We start from the raw sequence: 11257 nt of genomic DNA on the forward strand, positions 1-11257 counted from the left end.
AGCGGTCGGCGGCGCTTACAGCCGGTTGCGGATCGCGTCCTGGACCCCGCGCGCGTCGTAGGCCTCGGGGCGATCCGGCTTGGCCCCGCGCCCCATGACGATCTCCAGCGTGGTCGAGGTCGGCTGGGGCCCGCTGAGGTCGAAGCCCAGGCCCACCCCGACGCCGGACGCGCGATAGCCGCCGTATCGGCTGGAGCCCGCGCCGATCGAGACGCTGGGGCGCACGCCGCCGGCGCTGTCGGGGCGGCCGTCGATCCAGCGTTGCGTCACCTCGAACCAGTCATAGCCCTGATCGACGGTCAGCTGCGCCGCGCGGAACAGGGCGCGGTCGGCCACGGGACCGGGGGCGCCGACGCCGTTGTAAGTGACGCGAAAACGGTTGGATTCGATGCGCTGTTCGCTGAAGCCCTGCCCCCGCGCCGATTGCTGCGGACCATAGGGGGCCAGGCTGGCGCAGGCGCTCAGCGCCAGGGCGGCGGCTGCGATCAGGCCGAAGGTCAGACGTTTCATGCGGCGATCTCCTTGCGCGAATAGCGTCGGGACGCCCTGGATGTTCCGCTTTCAAGCTGAACCGGCGCTGAACTGCTCTAGAGCCCCGCCGCCGCCGCCAGGGCCATGAAGTCCTCGGGCGGGGTCGCCTCCAGCGTCACCCGCTCGCCGCCCTCGGGATGCGGGAAGGACAGCTTGGCGGCGTGCAGCATCAGGCGCGGTGCGGCGCGACCGGCGAAGGTCAGCGCGCCGCCATAGCGCACGTCGCCGACCAGAGGTCGACCGATCGAGGCCATGTGGACCCGCAGTTGGTGCATCCGCCCCGTCTCGGGCGACAGTTCAACCAGGGCGCCGTCTTCGCTGGAGGCCAGGGTGCGATAGCCGCTGACGGCCCCCTGCGCGCCCGGTGCATCGAACTCGACCACCCGCATATAGCTCTCGCGGCCGATCTCCTCGCGGCGCAGGGCGGCGGTGATGCGGCCCGACTTCGGCTCCGGCACGGCGGACACCAGGGCCAGATAGGTCTTCTGGAACCGGCGCATCTGCATGGCCTTGCCCAGGAACCCGGCCGCCGGCTTGGTCTTGGCCGCCAGGATGACGCCCGAGGTGTCGCGGTCCAGCCGGTGCACCAGTTCCGGCCGCTTGCCGTTCGAGCGGGCGAAGGCCCAGAGCAGATCGTCCAGGGTATGAGCCTGGATGCGGCCGCCCTGGCTGGACAGGCCCGAGGGCTTGTTGAAGGCGATGATGTGCGCGTCCTCGTGGATGACCCACGAACGGACGGCGGCGATGTCTTCTTCGGTCAGGGAAGCGGGCTGGCGGGTTTTCACCCGCCGAGCCTTTAGCGGAGGACGCCCTTCTTCGCCATGGCCGAGGCGTACCAGGCCAGGAAAGCGGCGATCAGGGCGATGACGTAGGGCATCCACTCCATCATCGCCAACTGCGGCGGCAGGGCCGGCGGCGGGTTGATGAACTTGGAATAGACCAGACTGACCACCGCGCCCAGGAACGACAGGGCGAAGGCGTGGACGGCCCAGCGGCTGCGCGCCAAAAGCAACAGCGAGCCGATCACCGCGCCCCAGACGCCCAGGGTCCATGGCACATACATCCACGCCGGCATGGCGTTGAAGTAGGCGATCATGTCGTCTCCGAAGCCGGATTCGCGCATATAGGCTTCGCCGCGCGTGGTGGTCTGGATGAAGTCGTATCCGCCAAAGCCGTTCCACAGCAGCGACAGCACGCCCACCAGCCGCAGATGCCAAGGCGTGCGTTGCGTTCTCAGAATGTCGGTCATGTTCCCTCCCCAGGTTGCCGATGGAGGACAGGCTAAGCCCGAATGGCCATGCTTAACAATGAACAGCGATCACCCTGCCTCTCCTCCCCATTCCATGGGGAGGTGGATCGGACGCGGAGCGGACGAGACGGAGGGGGCGACGCGACCCGTTCGGCTTCGCGCCTCAGAGTGCCGACGGCGCAGCCGCCCCCTCCACCACTTCGTGGTCGCCCTCCCCACAAATCGGGGAGGGCAAGGCGTCAGCTGCCCTCTCTTTGCGCCCGTTCCCGCATGGCCGCCCAGCGTTCCAGGCGCGCCTTGACCTTCTCCTCGTGGCCCTCGCCCTTGGGCTTGTAGAAGGTGCGGCGCTCCATCTCGTCGGGGAAGAAGTTCGCGCCCGAGAATCCCTCGGGCGTGTCGGGGTCGTACTGGTAGCCCTTGCCGTAGCCGAGCGACTTCATCAGCTTGGTCGGGGCGTTGCGGATATGGGCGGGCGGCATCAGGGAGCCGGTCTCGTGCGCCGCGCGCTTGGCCGCCTTGAAGGCTTCGTAGACCCCGACCGACTTGGGCGCCGTGGCCAGATGGACCACCGCCTGGGCCAGGGCCAGTTCGCCCTCGGGACTGCCGAGAAAGTCGTAGGTGTCCTTGGCGGCGTTGGCGACCAGGATGGACAGGGGGTCGGCCTGACCGATGTCCTCGACCGCCATCCGCACGATGCGCCGCGCCAGATAGAGCGGGTCCTCGCCCCCGTTCAGCATCCGCGCCAGCCAGTAGAGGGCCGCGTCCGGGTCCGAACCGCGCACCGATTTATGCAGGGCCGAGATGAGGTTGTAGTGCTCCTCACGCGACTTGTCGTAGGCGGGCGCGCGCTTCTGCAGCACGCCGGCCAGAGCCTGGACGTCCAGGGGCTCGCCCTCGGGAAGGTCGAACAGGACCTCGGACATAGTCAGCAGATAGCGGCCGTCGCCGTCGGCCAGGGCCAGCATGGCCTGACGCGCCTCGGCCGTCAGCGGCAGGGGCCGCTCCATCAGGGCGGCGGCGCGGTCCAGAAGTTGATCCAGCGCCGCGTCGTCCAGACGCTTCAGCACATAGACCTGGCTTCGCGACAGCAGCGCCCCGTTCAGCTCAAACGACGGGTTCTCGGTCGTGGCCCCGACCAGGGTGACGACCCCCTCCTCGACGAAGGGCAGGAAGCCGTCCTGCTGGGCACGGTTGAAGCGATGGATCTCGTCCACGAACAGCAGGGTCTGCTGCCCGGCGGCCCTGCGCATCCGCGCGGCCTCGAACGCCTTCTTCAGGTCGGCGACGCCGGAAAAGACGGCGCTGATCGACTGGTATTCATAGCCCGCCGCCTTGGCCAGCAGCCGGGCGATGGTGGTCTTGCCTGTGCCAGGCGGTCCCCACAGGATCATGGAGCCGAGGCGTCCGGCTTCGATCATGCGGCGGATCGGCCCGCCGGGACCCAGCAGATGGTCCTGACCCACGACCTGCTCCAGCGTCTGCGGGCGCAGACGGTCGGCGAGAGGCGCATCAGGGGCGTGGATGCCGGAGGCTTCGAACAGATCACTCATGGGACAGTCAGGAATTGGGGAACGGCACAGATAGGCGTTCGTTCGAAGAACTGCACGCACTAGTATCGGGCCAACCGAGGAAGCCGCCATGTCCGAATCCCAGCCGAACCAGGGCCCCGTCGGCGGCGTCACCCCCCATCTGACCATTCCGTCGCGCGGCGGTCTGGCGGCGATCGAGTTCTACGGCCGGGCCTTCGGCGCCGAGGAGATCATGCGGATGCCCGCCGAGGACGGCGAGCGGTTGATGCACGCCCATCTCAAGATCAATGGCGCCAGCGTCATGCTGGCCGACGAATTCCCCGAATGGACCGGCGAGGCCGACATCGCCCCCAAGGGCGTGACCCTGCATCTTCAGGTCGATGATCCCGACGAATGGTGGAACCGCGCCCTGGTGGCGGGCGCCATCCCCGTCATGCCGCTGGAGGATCAGTTCTGGGGCGACCGCTACGGCCAGGTCCGCGACCCCTTCGGCCACACCTGGTCCATCGGCGGACCCAAGAAGGGATAGATCCATGTCCGACCCCGCCTATCCGCCGCTCAGCCCCTATCTGATGGTCAAGCGCGGGCCAGAGGCCCTGGACTGGTACGCCCGCGCCTTCGACGCCAAGGTGATCGAGCGCTACGACATGGAGGACGGGCGGCTGGGCCACGCCACCCTCAGCCTGAACGGCGGCTCGCTGATGCTGTCGGACGAGTTTCCCGAAATGGCCGCGATCACCGGCACGGCCTCGCCCGAGACCCTGGGCGGCACGACCAGTTCGGTGAACCTGTCGGTGGACGACGTGGACCGCTGGTTCGACCGCGCCATCAAGGCCGGGGCCGCCGCCCTGCGCCCGCCCGCCGACGAGTTCTACGGCCGCCACGGCAAGTTGCGCGATCCCTACGGCCACGTCTGGTCGATCATCGGGCCGGGCAAGGGCTAAAAGACCAAAACCTCTCCCTCCCCGTTCGGGGAGGGTGGTCGGAGCGAAGCGAAGGCCGGGTGGGGAGGGCCAGGCGATACTGAGAGCCGCCCCTGCGCCAGAACCTCGACTGCGCCTGATTTGCCTTGCCGCCCGCACCCGGCGCTGCGCGCCACCCTCCCCCGCTGTGAGAGGGAGAGGCGGCGCCGCCGCTACGGCAACCGCCCCGTCAGCTTGCGGCCGCCGCGCACGATGGTCAGTTCCGAGCCGCGCTGCGCCCGCGCCAGCGCGCCGACCGAAGTCGCCGGGCGGCCGTCCACCTGAGCAATCAGGTCGTTGGGACGCAGGCCGATCCGCGCGGCGAGGCTGTTGCGCTGCACCCCCGTCACGACGACGCCGCTGGTGAAGGGGTCGCCGCCCAGGCGGTCGGCCAGGGCCGGGTTCAGGGCCACGCCCTGCAGCCCGGCCAGAGCCCCTTGCCCCACGCTTGCCCCCTGCCCCGGATCGGCGTCGCCCGGCAGGGCCGAGACGCGGGCGTTGAGCGTCCGGGTCCGTCCGTCGCGCAGGATGGTCACGGCCACTGTGTCATTGGGCGAGCGAGTGCCGACGCGGAAGTTCAACCCGCCCTGGTCGTTGATCTCGGCCCCGTCGACGGCTGTGATGACGTCGCCTGCCTCAAGCCCAGCGCGCGCGCCCGGCCCCTGCGGGTAGACCTCGGTGATGATCAGACCCTGCGGCCGCGACAGCCCGAGGCTGCGGGCGATGTCGGCGCTGACGGTGTCGCCCTTCACGCCCAGCCAGGGGCGAACCACGGCCTTGGCCCCGCCGACGGCGGAATCCACCACCCGCTTCACCATGGTCGCCGGCACGGCGAAGCCCACCCCGGTCGAGGAGCCGGTGCGCGAGAAGATGGCGGTGTTGATGCCGATCAGGTCGCCGTCCATGTCCACCAGGGCGCCGCCCGAGTTGCCCGGATTGATGGCCGCGTCAGTCTGGATGAAGGAACCGGAATCGCTGATCCCCGTCTCGGTGCGGTTCAGGGCGGACACAATGCCCGTCGTCACCGTCTGACCGACCCCGAACGGATTGCCGATGGCCAGAACCAGATCGCCGACCTGCTGCTCCTCCTGATCGTCGATGCGCAGCACCGGCAGGCTGCCTTCGACGCCCTCCAGCTGCAGCACGGCGATGTCGGAGCGCGAGTCCGCCAGCAGCACCTGGGCCGCGTATTCGCGTCGGTCGTTCAGGGTGACGCGAATCTGCTGCATGTTCTCGATGACGTGGTTGTTCGTCACCACGATGCCATCCGATCGAACGATGACGCCCGAACCGATCGAGCCGGTCTGGCGCTGCCCCGGAAGACCCCAGAAGGGATCGCGCACCTGCTGCACCCCGCGCGCGGAGATGTTGACCACGGCGGGCGCCGCCTCGCGGACCACGGGGGCGAAGCTGGACTTCATGGCCCCGGCGTCGCGCGGGCTCTGACGCGGCTGCTCGGCGAAGACGCCTTCCTGGGCCTTGGACGGATGCGGCTGGCCGCAGGCGGACAGCATCAGGGCGGCGGCGATGGCCAGTCTGGACGTCTTCATCGGGTCGCGGTCTCGTTCGGAAGGCTGGATTTACAAGGCATTGCGCAACGGGTTTGGGACAGGATCAAGGCCAACGGCCAAGCCTGACGCCCGCGCCGCCATCAAACGAGCGTGAACTCGTCCCGTTCCGCCCGTCGCGCGGTGATCCAGCCGATCAGGGCGGCCAGAGCAAGGACGACGGCGGCCAGATAGAAGGCCAGGCCCGGATTGGGCGCCCACACCCCCTGCTCCACCGACTCCGAATAGACCCAGCCAAAGAACAGCGGCGAGGCCACGCCGGCGATGGAGGCCACACTCATGTTCGCCCCCTGCAGTTGCCCCTGCTCGCTCTCGCTGACGCGCCGGGTCATCAGGGACTGCAGCGTCGGCATGGCCAGGCCCCACAGGGCGTTGGGCAGCATGGCGATGATGAAGGCCACGCCCGTCGGCGCCCAGCCCATCAGGGCGATGCCCACGGTGCCGCCGCACAGGCCGAACACCATGGTGGCGCGATCCCCCAGCCTCTTCGACACGGGCCCCACCAGGACGCCCTGGATGATCATGTCCAGCACCCCGACGAGGGCCAGCAGCATCCCCACCTGCCACGGCCCCCAGTCGTATCTCAGCCCGGCATAGAGGACGAAGACCGCCGAAAAGACGTGGTGGGCGAAGTAGAGCAGGAAGTTCACGACCGCGAGGCCGGTCAGCTCGGCGTGCCGCTGCAGCAGGATCATGGCCCCGACAGGATTGGCGCGCCGCCAGCTGAAGGGCATCCGCTTCTCGGGCGCCAGACTCTCGGGCAGGATGAACAGGCCATAAAGGAAGGCCAGGCCCGACATGGCGGCGGCCACCCAGAAAGGAACCCGCGGGCCGAACTCGCCCAGGAAGCCGCCCAGCACCGGCCCTAGCACGAAGCCGCCCGAGAAGGCCGCTCCGATCAGACCATAAGCCCGCGCGCGTTTCTCGGGCTCGGTGATGTCGGCCATGTAGGCGTAGATGGTCGTGAAGCTGGACGAGGTGACGCCCGCGATCAGCCGCCCGACCGCCAGCCACCACAGGCTCGGCGCCAGCGCCATCAGCACATAGTCCGCCGCCAGCCCGGCGCAGCTGATCAGGATGATCGGCCGGCGCCCATACTGATCCGACAGCGAACCGATCACCGGCGAGGCCAGGAACTGCATCCCCGCCCACAGGGCCACGAAAACGCCGTTCAGCAGGCCCGCCTGGGCGTTCGAGCCGACGAACTCCTCGATCAGATGCGGCAGGACCGGAATGACGATCCCCATGGCCACGATGTCCAACACCGCCGTCACGAGGATGAAGGCGATCGCCGCATGGCGGACCTTGGATTGATGCAGGGACATGAGGGCTCGCCGAGGTGGAACGTCGTTCTAGGCCGCGTCCCGTCATCCCGGAAGCCCGCAGGGCTATCCGGGACCGCAACAAGATCCGACGTCAGCGCCTCGAGCGGTCCCGGCTCCGCGCCTCGCGAAGCAAGGCTCCGGCCGGGATGACGTAGCCAATCAGCGGGTCGTCACCGGCAGGGTGTCCTGCGCCCGACCGTCGCCGCGCGGCGCGTCGATCTTAAGTAGACGCGCCAGGAAGGGCTGGACGTCCACACTGTCCAGATCGGTCAAGCGGCGTCCCTGAACCACGCCCGGTCCGTGGGCGATGAAGATGGCCGCCATGTCCGGCGAGGCGTTGTCATAGCCGTGCGCGCCACCCGGCTTGGTCACGGGGCGCGCCTTGGTCGTGAAGGTCCAGCCCGGTTCCGACGCGCAGACGATGGCCGAGACACGCGGGTTGGAGCCCAGGACGAAACGGGCTGGGATTTCGCTCTTCCTCCAGCAGTCCAGATGCGGGCGCGAGCCCAGCAGGGCCGCCTCGACCTCGGCCTCGCGACCGGGGACGGGGTTCAGGAAGGTCACGGCCCCGGAATAGATGATCTGGATGGCCGCCGGGTCGATCAGGTCGTCGATCCAGGTCACGCGCTCGGGCGAGGTCGCGGCCATGCCGTGATCAGACACGATCACCAGCACGGTGCGCTCATAGAGGCCCCGCGCCTTCAGCCCCTCGACCAGACGGCCGATGGAGGCGTCGACCGAGCGGATCGCCTCGGCGGTTTCGGGCGCGTCGGGGCCGTTGTGGTGGCCCTGGGTGTCGACAATGTCGAAATACAGGGTGGTCAGCTGCGGCCGCTGGTCCGCCGGCAGGTCCATCCATTGCAGCACGCGGTCCACGCGCGCGTCGCCGGGCATGCCCTGATCGAAGGTGGTCCAGTAGGTCGGGCGCACGCCGCGGATGTCGGCTTCCGAGCCCGGCCAGAACATGGTCGCGGTCTTGACGCCCGCCTTCTCGGCCGAGACCCAGATCGGTTCGCCCTGATCCCACCAGCGGCGGTCGGTCACGGCCTGCTTGTTGCCCAGACTAAACCGGCCCAGCTCGGGGTCGATCATATTGTTGCCGACGATGCCGTGGTGGTCAGGGTGCAGGCCCGTCACCAGGGTATAGTGATTGGGGAAGGTCACGCTGGGGAAGGACGGCCGCATCGGCCCCGCCGCCCCCTCGCCCGCCAGCCGCAACAGGTTGGGCGTGACGCCCCGATGCAGATAGTCGGCGCGGAATCCGTCGATCGAGATCAGCATGACCAGCGGCGGCTCAACAACCTGCGGCTCTGGGGCCTCAATCGGCGTGACGGCGCAGGCTGCCAGCAGGAGGGCCAGACACAGGCCCGCGACGCGAGAAAACATGGAAACTCCGAAGCGACTTCGGGAAGATTGCCTAAGCTTAATCTGCGACAGGCAGAAGACGGCTTGTCGGCTTATCCCCACCGGGCCAAGCTCGGCCGCATGACCGCTGTTATTGAAACGACCGGCCTGACCAAGACCTATGGCGCCGTGCGCGCTCTGGACAGGTTGAGCCTGAACATCCCGCGCGGCGGGGTCTACGGCGTGCTGGGGCCGAACGGCGCCGGCAAGTCCACCCTGTTCCGCATCCTGCTGGGCCTGATCCGGCCGACGGCGGGCGAGGTCCGGGTGCTGGGCCAGCACACCGGCGATCCCGCCGTCATGCGCCGCATGGGCTCCATGATCGAGACCCCGCGCTTTCCGCCCTACATGAGCGCGCGTCAGGTGCTGGAATGGCTGGCGCTGGCGCACGGCATGGGGAAAGAGGCCGCCATCGACGCCTGGCTGGACCGGGTTGGCCTGACCGAAGCCGCCAATCGCCGGGTGCGCGGCTTCTCGGTCGGGATGTTGCAGCGCCTCGGCGTCGCCGCCGCCCTGATGTCCAAGCCGGACCTCGTCATCCTGGATGAGCCGACCAGCGGCATGGACCCGCCCGGCATCCAGGAAATGCGCGCCCTGATCCGCAGCCTGGCCGACGACGACGGCGTGACCATCATCCTGGCCAGCCACCAGTTGCTCGAGGTCCAGCGCGTCTGCGACCGCGTGGCCATCTTCAATCGCGGCACGCTGGCCGCCGAGGGCAAGGTCAGCGACCTGACCGCCGCGGGCGAGCGCCTGCGCCTGTCAGCCACGCCCCTGGCCAAGATCATGGGGGTTCTAGGCGACAAGGGTTCTCTGGACGGCGACGCTGTTCTGGCCGCCATTCCGCGCGCCGAGGGCCCCGCCCTGCTGCGCGCCCTGATCGAACAGGGCGTGGATATCGACGAGGCCCGCTGGGTCGGCGCCGATCTGGAAAGCGTCTTCATGGCCGAGACCGGCCCGGCGCGCACCCCTGCTCAGGTCCGGGAGGCCCTCCATGCTGGCTGACGCCATCCGTTCCGAATCCTACCGCCTGCTCAAGAACCGCACTGCGGTCTTCTGGAGCGTCTTCTTCGTGCCGGTCGTCGGCCTGGCCATCTCGATCTTCGGCTTCTTCATGGTCAAGTCGAAGGCCGACCAGCTGGCCGGCAAGCTGCCGCCGGAACTGGTGCTGGGCGGTCCGCTGGACCTGGGCGCCTCGCTGGCCGGCAACGCCGGCGACCTGGCCAACCCCGCCATCCTCGCCTTCCTGCTGATCGGCGCCGCCACCCTCTACGCCGGCGACTATCGCTGGGAGACCTGGCGGTTGATCAGCGCCCGCAACACTCGCCCTGTCCTGCTGTTGGGCAAGGTCGGCGTTCTGAAACTGCTGACCCTGGCCGCCATGCTGGTCTTCCTTCTGATCGGATCGATATCCGACGTGGCCAAGGGGATGATCTTTGATCGCCCCATGACCTTCGGCTTCGGCGCCGAACAGGCAGGCGAGTTCAGCCTGTTGTTCCTGCTGTCCTTCGTGCGGGTGGTGCAGTTCCTGATGATCAGCCTTCTGGCCGCGACGTTGACCCGCTCGCTGCTGGCGGCGCTGTTCATTCCTCTGGTGGTGGGCGTCGGTCAGTTCTTCCTCGGCCAGTTCGCCCCCATGCTGGGTCTGGAGCCGAGCGACTGGCTGGCGCAACTGCTGATGCCGGGCCTGGCGTTCGAGACGCTAAAGACCCTCATCAAGGGCGGAATGGAAGCCGCCGCCATGCCCGACGGCATGCGGATCAAGGCGATCGTCAGCCTGGCGGTTTGGACCCTCGCGCCTCTGGCCGGAGCCATCGCCTGGTTCGGCCGTCAGGACCTGTCGAAAGAGTAACGTCCCCCTACAGCCGCTTCTCCATCCAGACGTCGCAGCGCGCATAGGGCGTCGGCTGCGGCGCCAGGGTGACAAAGCCGAAGCGAGCATAGAGAGCCAGCGCCGGGGCCAGGGTCGAACTGGTTTCCAGATAGAGGCGGTGCGCCCCTGCAGTCCGGGCCGCCGCCTCGCAGGCCTCCAGCAGCCGCAGGGCCAGCCCGCCGCCCCGCGCCTCGGGCCGCACCGTCATCTTTGTGACCTCATAGCCGCCGTCCGCCATGGCGATCAGGCCGCAGCATCCGACCGGCGCCCCGTCCCGTTCGGCAAAAAAGATATGACCGCCGCGGCTGAGGATCTGCCCCTCGGGATCATCCAGCGTCAGATGATCCTTGGCCTCCAACGCAAAGCCGCCCGCCACGAGCCATTCCGTGTTCAACCGCTTCCAGGCATCCCTGTGGGCGGGCGTGAAGGCGACGATCCGATCCTGGGGGCTGCTCATGGCGTCTGTATCGTGGCAAGGCCCGCTGTTGGCAACGCCTTTGGCGAGGCGAAAGAGCGGCCGCCAAGCAAAAAGGGCGGCGGGTTTCAGACCCGCCGCCCTCTTTATTCCACACCGGAAACGGTGAAGCCTATCAGGCCTCGTCGCCTTCGATCGCGTAGACCGGACCCGAGTCCAGGCCCTTGGCGGCGGTGTCGCGGTCGACGAACTCGATCACGGCCATCGCGGCGTTGTCGCCGTGACGGAAGCCGGCCTTCATGATGCGGATGTAACCGCCCGAACGTTCGGCGTAGCGCGGGCCGATCGTTTCGAACAGCTTGCCGACTTGCGGCACGTCGCGGACGGCGCTGATGGCCTGA

General features: G+C 68.5%; 13 protein-coding genes. 4 read left to right on the top strand and 9 right to left on the bottom strand.

Annotated features, from left to right (window positions below; all coding sequences use genetic code 11):
- Positions 1–15: 15 nt before the first annotated feature.
- The 4 genes from VGE49_RS09680 to VGE49_RS09695 all read right to left on the bottom strand — a co-directional run bounded on the left by VGE49_RS09680 (position 16) and on the right by VGE49_RS09695 (position 3330).
- Entirely contained in the window at positions 16–510 is a 495-nt protein-coding gene (locus tag VGE49_RS09680; RefSeq protein WP_331034351.1) for a CC0125/CC1285 family lipoprotein, read from the bottom strand.
- A gap of 77 nt (positions 511–587) precedes the next feature.
- Positions 588–1316 (bottom strand): RluA family pseudouridine synthase, encoded by a 729-nt coding sequence (locus tag VGE49_RS09685; protein WP_331034352.1) that lies wholly within the window; start codon positions 1314–1316, stop codon positions 588–590.
- An 11-nt stretch (positions 1317–1327) separates the two neighbouring features.
- Entirely contained in the window at positions 1328–1780 is a 453-nt protein-coding gene (locus VGE49_RS09690) for a hypothetical protein (protein WP_331034353.1), read from the bottom strand.
- Positions 1781–2019: 239 nt separating this feature from the next.
- The gene (locus VGE49_RS09695; protein ID WP_331034354.1) at positions 2020–3330 is read right to left on the bottom strand and encodes a replication-associated recombination protein A; all 1311 of its coding nucleotides are present in this window, start codon (positions 3328–3330) and stop codon (positions 2020–2022) included.
- A gap of 88 nt (positions 3331–3418) precedes the next feature.
- On the opposite strand from VGE49_RS09695, the gene VGE49_RS09700 reads away from it, so the two are divergent.
- The gene (locus VGE49_RS09700; protein ID WP_331034355.1) at positions 3419–3838 is read left to right on the top strand and encodes a VOC family protein; all 420 of its coding nucleotides are present in this window, start codon (positions 3419–3421) and stop codon (positions 3836–3838) included.
- 4 nt (positions 3839–3842) lie between these two features.
- Positions 3843–4253: a VOC family protein gene (locus tag VGE49_RS09705; RefSeq protein ID WP_331034356.1), complete on the top strand. Its 411-nt coding sequence runs from the start codon at positions 3843–3845 to the stop codon at positions 4251–4253.
- A gap of 191 nt (positions 4254–4444) precedes the next feature.
- Here VGE49_RS09705 and VGE49_RS09710 read toward each other — a convergent pair whose 3' ends face one another.
- The 3 genes from VGE49_RS09710 to VGE49_RS09720 all read right to left on the bottom strand — a co-directional run bounded on the left by VGE49_RS09710 (position 4445) and on the right by VGE49_RS09720 (position 8550).
- A complete protein-coding gene (locus VGE49_RS09710) occupies positions 4445–5821 on the bottom strand; it encodes a trypsin-like peptidase domain-containing protein (RefSeq protein ID WP_331034357.1) in 1377 nt (458 codons plus the stop codon).
- A 101-nt stretch (positions 5822–5922) separates the two neighbouring features.
- Positions 5923–7164 carry a TCR/Tet family MFS transporter gene (locus tag VGE49_RS09715; RefSeq protein WP_331034358.1) on the bottom strand — a complete coding sequence of 414 codons (1242 nt, stop codon included), beginning with the start codon at positions 7162–7164 and terminating at the stop codon, positions 5923–5925.
- A 159-nt stretch (positions 7165–7323) separates the two neighbouring features.
- On the bottom strand, positions 7324–8550 hold the full coding sequence (locus tag VGE49_RS09720; RefSeq protein WP_331034359.1) for an alkaline phosphatase family protein: 1227 nt from the start codon (positions 8548–8550) through the stop codon (positions 7324–7326).
- Positions 8551–8649: 99 nt separating this feature from the next.
- Between VGE49_RS09720 and VGE49_RS09725 the strand changes: the two genes are divergently transcribed.
- Together VGE49_RS09725 and VGE49_RS09730 are read left to right on the top strand one after the other, a co-directional pair.
- Entirely contained in the window at positions 8650–9573 is a 924-nt protein-coding gene (locus VGE49_RS09725) for an ABC transporter ATP-binding protein (protein ID WP_331034360.1), read from the top strand.
- Positions 9563–10420, top strand: coding sequence for a hypothetical protein (locus VGE49_RS09730; RefSeq protein ID WP_331034361.1), 858 nt, complete (start codon positions 9563–9565; stop codon positions 10418–10420). Before VGE49_RS09725 ends, VGE49_RS09730 begins: the two co-directional genes overlap by 11 nt.
- Before the next feature lie 7 nt (positions 10421–10427).
- Here VGE49_RS09730 and VGE49_RS09735 read toward each other — a convergent pair whose 3' ends face one another.
- Together VGE49_RS09735 and VGE49_RS09740 are read right to left on the bottom strand one after the other, a co-directional pair.
- On the bottom strand, positions 10428–10898 hold the full coding sequence (locus VGE49_RS09735) for a GNAT family N-acetyltransferase (protein WP_331034362.1): 471 nt from the start codon (positions 10896–10898) through the stop codon (positions 10428–10430).
- 133 nt (positions 10899–11031) lie between these two features.
- Positions 11032–11257, bottom strand: a 226-nt coding sequence (locus VGE49_RS09740) for a bL17 family ribosomal protein (RefSeq protein WP_331034363.1), incomplete at its 5' end; no start/stop codon positions are given.

It is taken from the genome of Brevundimonas sp. (genome assembly GCF_036405315.1).
Lineage (GTDB): Bacteria > Pseudomonadota > Alphaproteobacteria > Caulobacterales > Caulobacteraceae > Brevundimonas.

Excerpts from the sequence above, each read along its gene's own strand:
- VGE49_RS09730 (WP_331034361.1), top strand. The coding sequence starts at position 9,563 with ATGCTGGCTGACGCCATCCGTTCCGAATCCTACCGCCTGCTCAAGAAC.
- VGE49_RS09735 (WP_331034362.1), bottom strand. The coding sequence starts at position 10,898 with ATGAGCAGCCCCCAGGATCGGATCGTCGCCTTCACGCCCGCCCACAGG.
- VGE49_RS09705 (WP_331034356.1), top strand. The coding sequence starts at position 3,843 with ATGTCCGACCCCGCCTATCCGCCGCTCAGCCCCTATCTGATGGTCAAG.
- VGE49_RS09690 (WP_331034353.1), bottom strand. The coding sequence starts at position 1,780 with ATGACCGACATTCTGAGAACGCAACGCACGCCTTGGCATCTGCGGCTG.
- VGE49_RS09725 (WP_331034360.1), top strand. The coding sequence starts at position 8,650 with ATGACCGCTGTTATTGAAACGACCGGCCTGACCAAGACCTATGGCGCC.
- VGE49_RS09680 (WP_331034351.1), bottom strand. The coding sequence starts at position 510 with ATGAAACGTCTGACCTTCGGCCTGATCGCAGCCGCCGCCCTGGCGCTG.
- VGE49_RS09715 (WP_331034358.1), bottom strand. The coding sequence starts at position 7,164 with ATGTCCCTGCATCAATCCAAGGTCCGCCATGCGGCGATCGCCTTCATC.
- VGE49_RS09710 (WP_331034357.1), bottom strand. The coding sequence starts at position 5,821 with ATGAAGACGTCCAGACTGGCCATCGCCGCCGCCCTGATGCTGTCCGCC.
- VGE49_RS09695 (WP_331034354.1), bottom strand. The coding sequence starts at position 3,330 with ATGAGTGATCTGTTCGAAGCCTCCGGCATCCACGCCCCTGATGCGCCT.
- VGE49_RS09700 (WP_331034355.1), top strand. The coding sequence starts at position 3,419 with ATGTCCGAATCCCAGCCGAACCAGGGCCCCGTCGGCGGCGTCACCCCC.
- VGE49_RS09720 (WP_331034359.1), bottom strand. The coding sequence starts at position 8,550 with ATGTTTTCTCGCGTCGCGGGCCTGTGTCTGGCCCTCCTGCTGGCAGCC.